Origin of the sequence: Mesoterricola sediminis (assembly GCF_030295425.1) — a bacterium.
Taxonomy (GTDB): domain Bacteria; phylum Acidobacteriota; class Holophagae; order Holophagales; family Holophagaceae; genus Mesoterricola; species Mesoterricola sediminis.
The window spans coordinates 1222022-1237950 of sequence record NZ_AP027081.1; the positions used below are offsets into that span (position 1 = coordinate 1222022).

Sequence of the window (15929 nt, forward strand, 5' to 3'; positions counted from 1 at the left end):
AAGATCATGGGAATGCCTGAATCGAACCTGAACGGCGCCGCCGGGAACCGCAGGAAGGAGGGCCGCCGGCCCTCCCCCCTGCGGGGCCTGCTCGGTGGCTGCGTCCTGCCGGCCCTGCTCCTGTTCTCCACCGGCTGCCAGGCCGCAACCCCCGCACCCTCCGCCCCCGTCCTGACCGATCAGGCGTTCCTGGATCTCCTGGAAAGGCGCACCTTCCAGTTTTTCTGGGACACGGCGGATCCCACGACCGGCCTCGTGCCGGACCGCTACCCCACCCCCTCCTTCGCCAGCATTTCCGCCGTGGGCTTCGGCCTCACGGCCTACGTGATCGGCGCGGAGCGGGGCTATGTGACCCGCGACCAGGCGGCGCAGCGCGTGCTCCTCACGCTGCGCTTCCTGGACAAGGCCCCCCAGGGTGACGCCGCCACCGGCATCGCCGGGTACAAGGGCTTCTACTACCACTTCCTCGACATGAAGACCGGGCTCCGCTACCAGAAGGTGGAGCTCAGCAGCATCGACACCGCCCTCCTCCTGGCCGGCGCCCTCACCTGCCGGGCCTACTTCGACCAGCCCTCCGCGGCCGAGACGGAGATCCGCGACATCGCGGTCCGCCTCAACGCCCGCGCCGACTGGGCCTGGTTCTCGGCCCGGCCCAACCTGGTGAGCATGGGCTGGACGCCGGAAGAGGGCTTCAACACCTACGACTGGCACGGCTACATGGAAGGCATGCTCCTGGTGCTGCTGGCCATGGGCTCCCCGGCCCACCCCGTCAGCCCCGCCGCGTGGCCCGCCTACACCGCGACCCAGAAATGGGGCACCTTCGAGGGCCAGTCGTTCTTCCAGTTCGGGCCCCTCTTCGGGCACCAGTTCAGCCACATCTGGGTGGATTTCCGGGGCATCCGCGACGCGGCCTCCGCCGCCCGGGACCTCGACTACGCCGAGAACACCCGGCGCGCCACCTACGCCCAGCGGGCCTATGCCCTGCGCAACCCTGGCGGATGGAAGGGCTACGGCGCCAACGGCTGGGGCATCTCCGCCTGCGACGGACCCGTGGACGGCACCCTCACGGTGGACGGGACGAAGCGCACCTTCCTCACCTACGCCGCCCGGGGCGCCGGCGGGGAAGGGATCCTGGACGACGGGACCCTGACGCCCAACGCCGCGGCCGGATCCATGCCCTTCACGCCGGAGATCTCCCTCCCCGCGCTGCAGGCCATGCGGACCACGTACGGCGACGCGCTCTTCTCCACCTACGGGTTCCTCGACGCCTACAACCCCACCTTCCCGGTCGGCCAGAAGACCTACCACGGCCGCACCGTGTCCGGCCTGGGCTGGTTCGACACGGACTACCTGGGCATCGACCAGGGCCTGATCCTGACCATGATCGAGAACCACCGGTCCGGGCTCGTGTGGAACCTGATGAAGCGGGATCCCACCCTCCTCCGGGGCCTCGCCCTGGCGGGCTTCAAGGGCGGTTGGGTGGACGCGGCCCCCGCGGCCCTGAAGCGTCCGGTCCGCTAGGAGGCAGCATGGCCCCTTTCCCGCGCACGCCTTCCCGGTTGGCCCTTGGCCTGGCTTGCGCCGCCCTCCTGGGCGAAGCACCTCCCAGGGTCCTGGACGCCTTCCCGGATATCCGGGCCTGGACCGCGGCGCCCTCGGACGGGGTCTCCCTCCGCCTGGGGCACGCCCGGGGCCCCGGGGGCCAGGGCGCCCTGCGCCTGGACTTCGATTTCAACGGGCGGGCCGGGTACGCGGCCGCCCGCAGGACCCTGCCGGTGAAGCTCCCGGCCAACTACGAGCTGTCCTTCTGGATCCGCGGCGAAGGCCTGCCCAACGCCCTGGAGTTCAAGCTGGTGGATCCCTCCGGCGACAACGTCTGGTGGGTCCGCAAGCCGGACTTCACGCTGCCGGGGGGCTGGACCCGGATCGTCCTCAAGAAGCGCCATGTGAGCTTCGCCTGGGGGCCCGGGGGGGCGGACCCCTCGGTCATCGGCGCCCTGGAGTGGTGCGTCACCGCCGGGCAGGGCGGGAAGGGCTTCGCGGAGTTCAGCGGCCTCACCCTCCGGGAACTGCCCCCCGAGCATCCCTACGCCGGCACACCGGTGGCGTCGGCCTCGGCTTCGCAGCCTGGGTTCGGGCCCTCGGGACCGCCGGCCAAGGCCTGGCGGGCTCCCCGGGAGGGGGGCTGGTTCCAGCAGGCCTTCGGCGAATCCCGCGTCTTCGGCGGCGTGCGCGTGGACTGGGACGGCGAGGCGCCCTTGGACTTCGACCTCCAGGCCTCGGACGACGGCCGGAGGTGGACCACCCTCAAGGAGGTGCGCGGCGCTGGGGGCGCCGCCAGCCTCCTTCAGACGCCGGAGACCGAGGCGCGCTTCCTGCGCGTGGTCTGCCGGCGGACCCGGGGCGGGGGACCCTGGGGCGTGCGGGCCCTGACCGCGCAGCCCCTGGCCTTCGGGGCGTCCGCGAACGCCCTCTTCGAGGCGGCCGCCAAGGCCGCCCCCCGGGGCGACTATCCCCGCGGCTTCCTGGGCGAGCAGGGCTACTGGACCCTCGTGGGCGTGGACGGGGGCGTCGACAGCGCCCTGCTGTCCGAGGACGGCGCCGTGGAGCCCGGCCGGGCCCGGCCGGCCCTGGAACCCTTCCTCTGGGACGGGACCCGGCTCCTGGGCTGGGCCCAGGCCGACAGCACCCAGACCCTGGAGGGGGAGGGCCTGCCCATCCCCACCGTCACGCGCCGCATGGGCGACCTGGTCCTGCGCGTCACCGCCTACGGGGCCGGACGCCCCGGGGCCCCCGTGGTGCGCTGCCGCTACCGCGTCTCCCGGGAGGGGGGCCGGCCCTGGAAGGGCGCCCTCTTCCTGGCCCTGCGGCCCTTCCAGGTGAACCCCCCGGCCCAGTTCCTGGGCACCTCCGGGGGCGTCGCCCCCGTGCGGCGCCTGACCTTCGACGCCCGGGGCGTCCAGCTCGACGGCCGCCGCTACCTGACCACCCTGACGCCGCCCAGCGGGGCCGGGGCCAAGCCCTTCGCCGCGGGCCCCCTCCTGGAGGACCTGGGGCGGGGCCGCCTCCCCGCCGCAGCCTCGGTGGAGGACCCGGACGGCTGGGCTTCCGGGGCCCTGCGGTACGACCTGGACCTGGGGCCCGGCGAGACCCGGGACCTGTACGTGGATCTGCCCCTGGCCGGGGATCCCGGTCCGCTGCCGGCCTTCGAGGACGGCCTGCGGGCCGAGGCCGAGGCCTGGGCGGAGCGCCTGGGGCGCGTGGGCCTGGACCTGCCCGAGCCCGGCGCCTCCGCCACCCTCCGCACCTGCCTGGCCCACATCCTCATCAGCCGCCAGGGCCCGGCCCTGCGGCCCGGAACCCGCGCCTACGCCCGCTCCTGGATCCGGGACGGGGCCATGATGGGGGCCGCCCTCCTGCGCCTGGGCCATGCCCAGGCCGCCAAGGACTACCTGGCCTGGTACGCCCCGAACCTCTTCGAGGACGGCAAGGTGCCCTGTGTGGTGGACGGCCGCGGGTCCGACCCGGTGCCCGAGAACGACAGCCACGGGGAATTCATCCACCTCCTGGCCGAGATCGGCCGCTTCACGGGCGACCGGACCTTTGTGGCCGCCTGGTGGCCCCAGGCCCGGGCCGCTGCCGCCTGGATGGCCCGGCATCGCGAGCCCTCGGACGGGCACCAGGGCGAGCCCTGGCGGGGCCTCATGCCCCGCAGCATCAGCCATGAGGGCTATTCCGCCAAGCCCATGCACAGCTTCTGGGACGATTTCTGGGCCCTGCGCGGCCTGAAGGACGCGGCCTGGATCGCCGGCTTCCTGGGCGAGCAGGCCGAGGCGGCGCGCTGGGCGGGGGAGGCCGCCGACTTCCGGGCGTCCGTCCTGCGGGCCCTGGACGGGTCCCGGGCCCGGCACGGCATCCCCTACCTGCCCGGGTGCGTGGAACTGGGCGACTTCGACGCCACGTCCACCACCATCGCGCTCCTGCCGGGCGGGGAACAGGCTCACCTGCCCGCCGAGGCCCTCCTGGCCACCTTCGAGCGCTTCCACGCCGAAGTGTCCGGCCGGCGCCGGGGCGAGGGGGACGGCCGCTACACCCCCTATGAATTGCGGGCCATCGGTGCCTATGCCTTCCTGGGCTGGGGCGACCGGGCGGCGGAACTCCTGGAGGGCTACCTGGCGGACCGGAGGCCCCTGGCCTGGAACCAGTGGCCCGAGGTGATCGTGCGGAACCCCCGGGAATCCACCTTCCTGGGCGACCTGCCCCACGCCTGGGTGGGCTCGGACTACCTGCGCTCCCTCCTGGCCCTGCTGGTGGTGGACCGGGAATCGGACGGCGCCTGGGTCCTGGGCGGCGGCCTGCCGGCGTCCTGGGTCTCCCGTCCGGGCGGCGTCGGCATCCGGAACCTGCGGATGCCCGGGGGCGCCCTGACCTACCAGGTCCGCGCGGAGGGGGGCCGGGTGGTCTGGGAACTCGGCGGCGGCGTGGAGCCGCCCCAGGGGGGGCTGGTCCTGCGCTGGCCCCTGCCCGGGGGCTTCCGGCGCGCCACGGTGGACGGCCAACCTGTCGAGGTTGCCGGCAAGGAAATGATCATCAGGCGGCTCCCCGCCCGGGTGGTCATGGAACCATGAAGGAGGACGGCCCACGGGCCGGCCTGGAAAGGAAGACGTAGGCATGACTCACTCCAAGGACAACGCCGGACGCCCGGCCGCGACGCCCGTCCCGGGCGAACGGCGCGGCCACATCCTGAGCGATGGGCGCTACCGGGTCCTGATCACCGACCGGGGCACCGGCACCTCCGCCTGCGGCGACCTGGCCCTGACCCGGTGGGCCGGGGACCGGCTCACCGATGCCGACGGCTTCTTCCTGATCCTGCGGGAACCCGCCGTGGGGACCAGTTGGTCCGCCGGCCTTCGGCCCGCCTTGCGCCAGCCGGACACGTATGCCGCGCACTTCACGGACGGCCGCGCGACCTTCGTCCGGGAGGACGCGGGCCTCGTCACCACCCTGGAGGTGGCCGTCGTCCCCGGCCGGGATGCGGAACTCCGCCGCCTGACCCTCGAGAACCGGTCCGGCGCCGCCCGGACCGTGGACCTCACCTCCTGCCTGGAGGCGGTGCTGAACCACCGGGAGGCGGACCGGGCCCACCCGGGCTTCTCCAAGCTGTTCGTGGAAACCTTCTGGCGGCCGGAGGCCCGGGCCCTCCTGGCCCGGCGGCGCCCCCGGGGCGCGGACGAGGCGCCCCAATGGATGGTCCACTGGATCGCCGCGGGCGCCGAGGGCGAAGTCTCCCACGCCTCCGAACGGGCCGCCTTCCTGGGGCGGGGCCGCACCCTCGCCGAGGCGGCGGCCCTGGCGGCCCCAGGCCCCCTCACCGGCGGCACCGGCGCGGTGCTGGATCCGGTCCTCGCCCTCCGCACGGCCCTGACCCTGGCCCCCGGGGCGCGCCGCACCGTCACCGTGGGCCTCGCCGCCGCGCTGGATGAGGCCGGCGCCCTGGCCACCTGCGCGGCCCTGGCCGGCGCCGAGGCCGTGGACGCGGCCTTCGAAGCCGCCGAACGCCAGGCCCGGGCGGACCGGGAGGCCTGCGGGCTCGACGCCCCGGCGGCCCTGGAAGCCGCCCGCCTCGCCGTGGACCTGGCCTACGGGGCGCCCCTGCCGGCGGCGCCCCAGGATCCCGCCCAGCCCCTGCCGGCCTTGCCCGGCCTGGGTGGCGCGCCCCGGCTCGTCGTCGACCTGGATGGGGCCGAGGGCCCCGCCCGGGGCGAGGCCGCCCTGGCCGCCCTGGCCCTCTGGCACCGCCAGGGGCTGGACGCGCGGGTGGCCCTCGTGGGCCCCGCGGCCCAGGCCGGCCTCTGGGCGCCGAAACTGGCCGCCCTCCCCGATCCCGGCCGTGCCGCCTATCTGGCTGTGGAATCCCTGGGCGCCGCCGGGCTGCGCGCCGTTCACCGCCATGCCCGGGCCGTCGTGCCCGGAACCCGACCCCCCGTCGCCGCGTCCGAGCGGGTCTACGCGCCCTTGCGTCCGGCCGGGCCCCAGGTCCCGCCGCCGGCGGAGACCGTCCTGGACAACGGCCTTGGCGGCTTCTCCCCCGATGGGCGGGAGTACCGCCTGCGCATCCTGCCGGGTCCGGACGGGCTGCCCGTCCTGCCCCCCATGCCCTGGTCCAACGTGCTGGCCAACGAGACCTTCGGCCTCATCGCCACCGAACGGGGCCTCACCTGCACCTGGAACCTGAACAGCCGCCTGCGCCGGCTCACGCCCTGGCTGAACGATCCCATCGGCGATCCGCTGCCCGAGGCCCTCTTCATCCGGGATGAGGCGGAGCGCACCGTGTGGTCCCCCATGCCGGGCCCCGCCGGCCGGCACCTGGCCTTCACGGTCCGCCACGGCTTCGGCGCCACCGTGTGGGAAAGCCAGGTGGAGGACCTGGCCCAGACCGTCACCGTCTTCGTGGACCCCCAGGCGCCCGTGCGCTACCTGACCGTCCGCCTTGAGAACCGGGGCGGCCGCACGCGCCGGCTGGGCCTCGTGTGGGGCGCCGAACTGGTACTGGCCGAGAGCCCGGAGCGCAGCAAGGGCCTCCTGGACGTGCGCCGGGAAGGGGCCGAACTCTACGCCTGGCACACGGCCCCCGGGCCCTTCCACGGCCAGGTGGCCTTCGCCACCGCCCTGGGCGGCACGGTGCGGGCCTCGGGAGACCGGGCCGCCTACCTGGGGCCCGACGGGGATCCCGCGGCCCCGGCCGCGGCCTTCTCCGCCGCGGGCCTGGTGCCGGGCGCCGATGTGCCCGCCGAGCCCGGCTTCGCCCTCCAGTCCGCCCTCACCCTGGCCCCGGGGCAGACGGCCACCTGCGTCTTCGTCTTCGGCGAGGCCCCGGACCTGCGGGAGGCCCGCCGCCTGGCGGCCACCGCCCCCCGGGCCGAGGCGGTCCTGGCCGAGGTCCGCGCCTTCTGGGAAGACACCCTCTCCGGCCTGCGGATCACCACCCCCGAACCGGCCCTGGATGTGATGGTGAACGGGTGGCTGGCCTACCAGAACCTGGCCTGCCGCATGTGGGGCCGCACGGCCTACTACCAGTCCGGCGGCGCCTTCGGCTACCGCGACCAGCTCCAGGATTCCGCCGGCCTCCTCTTCCTGCGGCCGGACCTCACCCGGCGCCAGCTCCTGCTCCATGCGGCCCACCAGTTCGTGGAGGGCGACGTCCTCCACTGGTGGCACCCCCCCGTGGAGGAGGGCATCCGGACCCGTTTCTCCGACGACCTGCTGTGGCTGCCCCTCCTCACCGCCACCTACCTCCGGAGCACCGGCGACTGGGCGGTGCTGGACGAAGTCGCCCCCTACCTCACGGCGCCCGCCCTGGCCCCCGGCCAGGACGAGGCCTACCTGGCGCCCGTCGATTCGGGCCAGCGCGGGGACCTCTACGACCACTGCTGCCGGGCCCTCGACCTCGCCCTCAGCCGCGAGGGCGTCCACGGCCTGCCGCTCATGGGCACGGGCGACTGGAACGACGGCATGAACCGGGTCGGCCGGGAAGGGCGGGGGGAGAGTGTCTGGATGGCCTTCTTCCTCTACGCCATCCTCGAGGCCTTCGAGCCCCTCTGCCTGCGCCGGGGGGACGAGGCCCGGGTCCTCCGCCACCGGGCGCGCCGGGAGGCGCTCACCGAGGCCCTGGAGGCGTCGGCCTGGGACGGCGGCTGGTACCGCCGGGCCTACTTCGACGACGGCACCCCCCTGGGCGGGGCCGCCAACACCGAGTGCCGCATCGACTGCCTGGCCCAGGCCTGGGCGACCCTCTCCGGGGCCGTGCCCCCCGCCCGCGCGGAGCAGGCCCTGGCCGCCATGGAGGAACAGCTGGTGGACGAGCAGGCTCACCTCATCCGCCTCCTCACCCCGGCCTTCGATCGCTGCCCCCACGACCCCGGCTACATCAAGGGCTACCTGCCCGGAGTCCGGGAGAACGGTGGCCAGTACACCCACGGGGCCCTCTGGGCCGTCAAGGCCATCGCCGCTTCCGGCCGCAGGGACCGGGCCGCCCAACTCCTCACCATGATGAGTCCGGTCAGCCACACGGCCACGCCCGAGCGGGTCGCCGTCTACCAGACCGAACCCTACGTGGTGGCCGCCGACGTCTACGGTGTGGCGCCCCACACCGGGCGCGGCGGGTGGACCTGGTACACCGGCTCGGCCGGGTGGTTCTACCGGGTGGCCGTGGAGGACGTGCTGGGCTTCACCCTGGAGGGGGGCCTGGGCGCCCGCCTCGATCCTCGTCTGCCGGAGCGTTGGCCCTCGGCGTCCATCCGCTACCGCGATCCCCGCTCGGGGAGCGTTCTGGACATCCAGGTGACCCGGGAGGCCGCGATGCCGACGGGCGTGCTGGAGGCCTGGATCGACGGCGCGCCCCTGACGCCCACGGGCGGCGCGTTCTTCCTCCCCTTCGGTCCCGCTGGCGCCGTCCGGACCGTCCGCGTCCGCGTGGGGGCCTGACCATGGGCGAGCCGCGCTTCCCTGAAGGCTTCCTCTGGGGGGCCTCCACGTCCGCCTACCAGATCGAGGGCTCGCCCCTCGCCGACGGGGCCGGACCCAGCAACTGGCATCGGTTCACCCAGCCCGGCGGCAAGGGCGCCCATCTGGCTCCCGGCGGCGCGGTGGCCTGCGACCACTACCGCCGCTGGCGCGAGGACCTGGCCCTCATCCGGTCCCTGGGCTTCACCTCGTACCGGTTCAGCGTGAGCTGGAGCCGGGTGATGCCCGAGGGCCGGGGCCGGGTGAACCCGGCGGGCCTGGACTTCTACCGGCGCCTCGTGGACGGCCTCCTCGAGGCCGGCATCCGCCCGATGACCACGCTCTTCCACTGGGACCTCCCCGCGGCCCTCGAGGACCAGGGCGGCTGGGTGAACCGGGACACCGCGGGCTGGTTCGCCGACTACGCCCACACCGTCGTCCAGGCCCTGCCCGGCGTCGCCCTGTGGTCCACCCTCAACGAGCCCTGGGTGGTCACGGACGCGGGCTACCTGCACGGGGACCATCCCCCGGGGCACCGGAACCCCGCCGAGATGCCGCACGTGGCCCACAACCTCCTGCGCGCCCACGGCATGGGCGCCCAGGCCTGCCGCGCCGCGGGCGCCCGCGACGTGGGCATCGTCATCAACATCGAGCCCAAGCACCCCTTCTCCTACCGCCCCGAGGACGTGGCGGCGGCGCGGCGCGCCGACGCCTACATGAACCGCGCCTTCCTGGACCCCCTCGTCCTGGGCCGGGACCCGGAGGAGATGCCAGAGATCTACGGCGCCGCGTGGCCGACGTTCCCCGCCGCCGACTACGATCTCATCCGCCAGCCCCTGGACCACCTGGGCCTCAACTACTACAGCCGCAGCCTCAACGTCCACGATCCCGAGGCCCCCTTCGGCCAGTGGCGGGCCGTGCCTCACCCCACCCACCCGAGGACGGAGATGGACTGGGAGGTCTACCCCGAGGGCCTCACCGAGACCCTGCTCTGGCTCCGGCGGCGCTACGGGGCGATCCCCCTCTACGTGAACGAGAACGGGGCGGCCTTCGCCGACCCGGACACCGCGCCCCCCGAAGGCGTGCGGGACCCGCTGCGGGTGGACTACTTCCGCACCCACCTCCTCGCCGTGGCCGAGGCCATGGCCCAGGGCGCCGACGTCCGGGGCTACAGCGCCTGGAGCCTCCTGGACAACTTCGAGTGGGCCTTCGGGTTCTCCAAGCGGTTCGGCATCGTCCACGTGGACTACGCCACCCAGAATCGGACCCCCAAGGCGAGCGCCCGCTTCCTGGCCGAGGTGATCGCGACGCGGGGGGCGTGCCTGGCGTAGGACCAGGGCGCGGAGGAGCAGGAGCCTGGCGTGTCGATGTGGCCCCGAAATCCGAAAAGTCGAAAAGTCGTCCTGCCGGCCGGATGGGCGGTACATGAAACCGGCCGCAGCCCTGGAATTATCCCAAGCCTCCCCGTGCATCCCCTTTATCCCCGCTGGAAATACAGCCGGGATGGGGCGGCGCATCCGTTACCCGATTGCGCCGTCCCATCCCTGCGATTTCATTCGCCGGGGATAAAGGGGATGGACGAGGATGCCTGGGATGCTGCCCCTGCTTCCTCGCCCTGACCCTCGCCTCTACGCGCTCAATCGGCCAGTGTCGTGCTGGCTGTGGAGCTATCCGCTGTAATCGGTAGTGATCGATCGTGTGGGTCGGAAAATTGGGCTAGATCGTGGACTGGCTGCCGCGCGCGAGCTCGGCCTTGAAGGTGTCCCAGTCGAGTTCCTTCTCCCAGATCGCCATGAGTACCGCCGCCACGCAGTTGCCGATGTGATTGGTGATGGCCCGGGCCTCGCTCATGAACTTGTCGATGCCGAGGATCAGCACCATGCCAGTGACCGGGATGCCCGGAACCACCGCCAGGGTCGCCGCGAGGGTGATGAAGCCGGAGCCGGTGACGCCCGTCGCGCCCTTCGAGGTGATCATGGCCACCACGAGGATGCTCATCTGCTGGCCGAGGGTGAGGTGGATGCCCAGGGCCTGCGCGATGAAGAGGGAGGCCAGCGTCATGTAGATGTTGGTCCCGTCCAGGTTGAAGCTGTAGCCCGTGGGGACCACGAGGCCCACGACGCTCTTCGAGAGGCCGATACGCTCCAGCTTCTCCATCAGCGGGATGAGGGCGGATTCCGAGGAGCTGGTGGCGAGGACGAGGAGGAGCTCGCTCTTGATGTAGCTCAGGAGCCGCAGGATGTTGAAGCCCGCGAAGGCGCAGATGGTGCCGAGGACGAGCACCACGAAGACCGCGCAGGTGGCGTAGAAGAGCAGGATCAGGGTGCCCATGGGCAGCAGGGAACGGAGGCCGAACTTGCCGATGGTGAAGGCGATGGCCGCGCCGGCGCCCAGGGGGGCGGTGTAGAGGATCAGGCGCATGACGCCGAAGAGCCACTTGCTGACCTTCTCGAAGCCCGCGACGAGGGGCTGGCGGATGTCGTCCTTCAGGTGGGCCAGCGCGAAGCCGAGCAGGACGGACACGAGCAGGACCTGGAGGATGTCGCCCTCGGTGAACGCGCTGAAGAGCGTCTTGGGGATCATCTTCATGAAATGATCGGCGACGGTCATGTGGGCGGCCTTGTCCACGTAGGTGGCCACGAGCTTGGGGTCCAGCTTGGCGGGATCCACGTGGAAACTGGCGCCCGGCTTGAAGAGGTTGGCCATCGCCAGGCCCACCACGAGGGCGAAGGTGGAGACCACCTCGAAGTAGAGGATGGCCTTGCCGCCGACCCGCCCGGCCTTCTTCATGCTGCCGCTGCCGGCGATGCCGATGACGATGGTCACCATGATCACCGGGGGGATCAGCATCTTGATGAGATTGATGAATCCTTCAGCTACCGGCTGGAGCGCCACGCCCGCCTTCGGGTAGAAGTGCCCGAGCAGCGTCCCGAGGATGATCATCAGGGCGACCCAGTTGTAGAGCTTGGAACCGAAGCGTTTCAGCATGCGTCCTCTCCTGGCGGTGGACATGACAATAAACATCCCCGGAAGGGCAGGGCCTTTCCGAAGCGTAAACCCGGGATCCGGCGGGGAGGGCGAGGCGGTAAAAGCGACCTCAACCTCCTCAAAACTGGGGAGCTGTTAAAGAATTGAATAGACGAAAAGTAGACGGCGACCGAAGGGGTGTCAACCAGTACATTTTTCACGATATTTCTTGAACGGTAAATTCCTACAAGGAGTGAAACCCAGGGGGCCGCGCCGGGGGACAGGGGCCTGGATGCCTGGCACGCCCTGGCCGCGGGCCCCTGGATCGGAGACGCGTGTCGGTTGGATTTGGGGCCTCGGCTGAAATAAAGACATCTTTAGGCGCGGTAGGGGGATCCGGAAGCCGGGTTCCCGGCGCCCGGCCAGGGCCCTGGCGACCCGGAGGGGCAGCGAGGAAGCTCCCCGGGCGCCAGGCACCGGGGAGAGGCCGGACCCGGAGGCGCGGGGTCACGGCGGTCATGAGCCGTTCCGTGGCCTCCTCCGGCCAGGGAACGCTAGGCTGCGCGGGGAGATGCCGGGCCGATGCACATCGCGAATCCCATCTACGACGTGGTGTTCAAATACCTCCTCGACGACGAGAAGGTGGCCCGGATCCTGCTCTCCGCCCTCCTGGGCAAGGAGGTGCTCGATCTCCAGTTCCGCCCCACCGAGGTGCATCAGGAGGCCTCCGGCTCCGGGGGCGCCCAGCTCCTGGTCCTGCGCATGGACTTCGCGGCCATGGTGCGGCTGGAGGATGGAAGCCGCAAGCTGGTCCTGATCGAGATCCAGAAGGCGCGCAGCGCCTGGGATGTGCAGCGGTTCCGGCGCTACCTGGGCACCAACTACGCCAGTCCGGAGAACGTCCACCTGGATGCCGACGGCAGGACGCACCCGCTGCCCCTCGTTACCATCTACTTCCTGGGCGAGGGCCTGGAGCGCGTCGACGTGCCGGTCCTCAAGGTCAACCGCCACTACCTGGACGTGGCCACGGGCGACGAGGTGCGGGTCACGGACCCCTTCGTCGAGGCGCTCACCCACGACGCCATCGTGGTCCAGATCAACCGCCTCAAGAACCGCCGGCGCACCGAACTGGAGCGCCTCCTGGAGGTGTTCGACCAGGGGCTGGCGTCCCGGACGGATCCACACCTGCTGGACATCCTGGAGGAGCATTTCCCGGAGCGCTACCGCGAGGTGCTCCGTCGCCTCCTGCGCGCGAGCGCTGAAAAGGAGGTGCGGGACCGGATGGACGTGGAGGACGACATGCTGGCCGTCTTCCGGGACCAGGCCCGCGAGTCGTCGGACCTGCGCCAGACCCTCGCCGAGAAGGACCAGGCCCTGGTGGAGAAGGACCAGGCCCTGGTAGAGAAGGACCAGGCCCTGGTGGAGAAGGACCAGGCCTTGGCGGAGAAGGATCGCCTGATCGCGCACCTGCGGCAACGCCTGTCGGCCCCGCCTTCCGACGCGCAGGGGGGAGGCCCGTGACCCGGCCCGGGGCCCCGCCTCACTTCAGGGGCTGGGGGGCGGCATCCGGGCTGGGGGGGAGGGTGTCCTTGCCGAAGAAGGGCAGGCGCTCCTCGCGATTGGCCAGGTGCCAGGCCACGGACGCGAGGACGGCGGCGGTGCGCTTCACGTCCTCGGGGGGCACGCGCTCCAGGGTGTCGATGGCGGTATGCCAGGTGTATTCGAAGTATTCGAGGCCGTCCTGCACGACGTTGATCACCGGGAGGCCGGCGGCGCTGAAGGAGGCGCTGTCCGAGGAGGGGCCGGGGCGCTTCCGCGAGGGCCGGTTGGCGCTGGCGGAGGCGCCCTTCACGGCGAGGTCGGCGAAGGGGGCCAGCAGTTCGCGCAGGACCTGGGCGCCCGCGGGAGGCCCGAAGAGTCCGAGGCCGCGGACCTGGCCGGCCCCGCTGTCGACATTGAAGGCGGCCACGAGGCTGCCGTGCCCGGGCAGGGGCTGCTCGGCGTCCCCGAAGTGGGCCTTCACGTAGGCGGCGGAGCCCAGCAGGCCGTGCTCCTCCGCGTCCCAGAGGGCGATGCGGATGGTGCGGCGGGGTTTCGCGCCGGCGGCGGCGAGGATGCGCCCGGCCTCCATCATCACCGCGGCCCCGGTCCCGTTGTCCGTGGCCCCCGTGGCGGTGTGCCAGGCGTCGAGGTGCGCGCCGAGGAGGACGACCTCCCCCGCCTTGTCGGAGCCGGGCAGGTCCGCGACCACGTTCAGCCCCTTCGTCCCCTCCGGATGGAGGCGGTTCGCGACCTCCAGGGCGAGGCGGACCTCCACGCCGTCCTGGAGGAGCCGGGCGATGCGTCCGTAGTCCTCGTGGCGCATGACGACGGTGGGGACGATGCGGGCCGGGTCGTAGGTGCGGTTGGAGAAGGCGCGGATCTGCCCGTGCCGAAGGCCCGCGTCGTTGATCCGCGCGAGGGCCTTGTGGGCCAGGAGGAAGGCGTCGACGCGCTCGTTCACGGCGCGGGGCTCGAGAGCGCCGGGCCGGCGGGGAGCCTGGGGGCGCGGGCCCATGGGGGTCGGGTGGGCGGGGTCGAAGCGCTTCGCCAGGGCCTCGTCCGCGTGGCGCAGGGGCATGGGGGCGGGGTTCAGGGCGGGGAGGTCCCGGAGGGCGCCGGCCAGGACGAGGCGGCCCTTCACGGCGTCCCCCGCCGCGGCCAGGATCGCCGTCAGTTCGGCCTCCGTGGGCTCCTCCGGGACCGGCAGGAGCAGGGCGGCGCCCCGGACCGTTCCTTCCGTGGACGGTCCCCAGGCCAGGGGCTCCACCTCGAGGCGGCCCGTCCAGGGGGCCTCGGCGTGGGCGGCGCAGCGGAGGTTGGTCCAGCCCGGGTGGCCCCAGTCCCAGGCTTCCAGATGGGCGTCCGACAGGCCCCAGGCCTTGAGCTGGTCGGCGGCCCACTGGGCCGCGGCGCGGTAGCTGGGGGATCCCGTCAGGCGGGGGCTGTGCACATCGGTGAGTTGGTGCAGGGTGGCCATGATCTGCGAGCGCTGGAAGGCCTCCTCCCGGATCCGGGCGTTCAGGTCCCGGTCGATGGGCTCCTGGGCCGAGGCCAGGGCCACGGTCAGGCAGGGGAGAACCAGGCGGAGGGCTGTACGGGGATGCATCGCAATAGGATGCTCCTGGGGGCCGATCCTGGCAAGGGCGTTCTCGGGCGGGCTCAGGCCCCCGAGAGCACCAGGTCCACCGCCTGGAGGAGGGCCTCGGGGGGCGCGGGCCGCAGGTGGAGGTGGAGGGCCTCGGCATTGCGGGCCGCGTCCCGGCTGATCTCGTTTTCCCGGTCCGCCAGGAGGATGGCCGGCGCCTCCGCGAGGAGGCCCCGGTTCCGGGCCCCGGCCAGGAGGCCATGGCCCCAGTACCCGCCCACCTTCAGCTCCACGAGCACGAGGTCGAACCGGTGGGCCGCCGCCAGGCGCTGCACGCCGGCGGGGTCGTGGGCGGAAAGGATGTTGCGGTAGCCCTCCTGCCACAGGAACTGGGCGAGGGGGTGGGCGTCGGCCGGTTCGGAGGCCAGGAGGAGGATCCGCCGGCCCATGCGGCGCAGGCGCAGGACGGCGGGCAGGCGCAGGGCCTCCGCCGCCCGCTCCGGCTCCCCGGGGGGCTCGGGGGCCAGGGGCTGGACCACCTCCGGCGCGCGGGGGGCCTCCTTGACCGGCGTGGGGGCCCCGGGCCGCTCCCCCACGTCCGTCTTGAGCTTGCGGGAGGGGAAGGCCCGGCCGAAGGAGGCGGGCATGCGCCGGGCCAGGATCCGCTCCAGGGCGAGGCGGTCCAGGGGGCGCAGGGCTTCGAGGGCGAGGCCGGCCTCGCCGCCCTGGACGTTGGCCACCCGGCCCGCGCAGAGCACCGGGGGCGTGTGGGGCAGTCCATCCAGACAGAGCAGGGCGAACCGGTCTCCGGGCCGGGGTCGCTGGCCCGCATCCAGGGCCAGGCGCAGCCCCTGGAGGCTCAGGTCCAGCACCCGCCCGGAAAGGACCCGGCCGCCGAGGACGGTGTCCTCCACCTGCTCGACGGCCAGGACCCGGACCCCCTCGGCCTCCTGGAAGGCCCCCCGGGGGGCGGCGCGCCGTTCGCCATGGGTGATGAAGGTGGGGAAGGAGAAGATCCCGGTGCCCAGCACCTGCACCGCCGTGGTCAACCACCGGCCCTCCAGGAGGAAGCCCAGGTGGACGGATTGGCCGGGCTCCAGGGGCGGGGTGGCGGTGACGGTGAAGGTGTCGGCCCCCAGGTGCTCCAGGGTGGTCTGGAAGGGCAGGGGATCGGGCTCCCCCCGGGACAGGCGCACCGGCAGCTTCAGGCGGACGGCCTCGTCCAGGTAGGCCCGGATGACCCGCGCGTCCCTGAGTTCCGGTCTGCCGGCCTGCATCATGGCGAAGCTGCCTCCTTCCTTTGAGGATAACGGCCCTCGCGTCCGGGATCACC

General features: G+C 72.8%; 8 protein-coding genes. 5 read left to right on the forward strand and 3 right to left on the reverse strand.

Annotated features, from left to right (window positions below):
* Positions 1-12 precede the first annotated feature (12 nt).
* The 4 genes from R2J75_RS05190 to R2J75_RS05205 are packed head-to-tail and all read left to right on the forward strand — an operon-like array spanning position 13 to position 9833.
* Entirely contained in the window at positions 13-1521 is a 1509-nt protein-coding gene (locus R2J75_RS05190) for a glucoamylase family protein (protein ID WP_243346887.1), read from the forward strand.
* 8 nt (positions 1522-1529) lie between these two features.
* Positions 1530-4628 (forward strand): discoidin domain-containing protein, encoded by a 3099-nt coding sequence (locus R2J75_RS05195; protein WP_316411207.1) that lies wholly within the window; start codon positions 1530-1532, stop codon positions 4626-4628.
* 43 nt (positions 4629-4671) lie between these two features.
* On the forward strand, positions 4672-8484 hold the full coding sequence (locus R2J75_RS05200) for a GH36-type glycosyl hydrolase domain-containing protein (RefSeq protein ID WP_243333926.1): 3813 nt from the start codon (positions 4672-4674) through the stop codon (positions 8482-8484).
* Between the two features lie 2 nt (positions 8485-8486).
* Positions 8487-9833 (forward strand): GH1 family beta-glucosidase, encoded by a 1347-nt coding sequence (locus tag R2J75_RS05205; protein WP_316411208.1) that lies wholly within the window; start codon positions 8487-8489, stop codon positions 9831-9833.
* Positions 9834-10218: 385 nt separating this feature from the next.
* Here the strand turns inward: R2J75_RS05205 and dctA are convergent, their stop codons facing one another.
* On the reverse strand, positions 10219-11490 hold the full coding sequence (gene dctA, locus R2J75_RS05210; RefSeq protein WP_316411209.1) for a C4-dicarboxylate transporter DctA: 1272 nt from the start codon (positions 11488-11490) through the stop codon (positions 10219-10221).
* 561 nt (positions 11491-12051) lie between these two features.
* On the opposite strand from dctA, the gene R2J75_RS05215 reads away from it, so the two are divergent.
* Positions 12052-12990: a hypothetical protein gene (locus R2J75_RS05215; RefSeq protein ID WP_243333920.1), complete on the forward strand. Its 939-nt coding sequence runs from the start codon at positions 12052-12054 to the stop codon at positions 12988-12990.
* Positions 12991-13009: 19 nt separating this feature from the next.
* On the opposite strand, the gene R2J75_RS05220 is transcribed toward R2J75_RS05215, so the two are convergent.
* Together R2J75_RS05220 and R2J75_RS05225 are read right to left on the reverse strand one after the other, a co-directional pair.
* Entirely contained in the window at positions 13010-14617 is a 1608-nt protein-coding gene (locus tag R2J75_RS05220; protein ID WP_243333919.1) for a M20/M25/M40 family metallo-hydrolase, read from the reverse strand.
* 53 nt (positions 14618-14670) lie between these two features.
* Positions 14671-15876, reverse strand: a complete 1206-nt coding sequence (locus R2J75_RS05225; protein WP_243333918.1) for a PilZ domain-containing protein — start codon at positions 15874-15876, stop codon at positions 14671-14673.
* Positions 15877-15929: the final 53 nt, after the last annotated feature.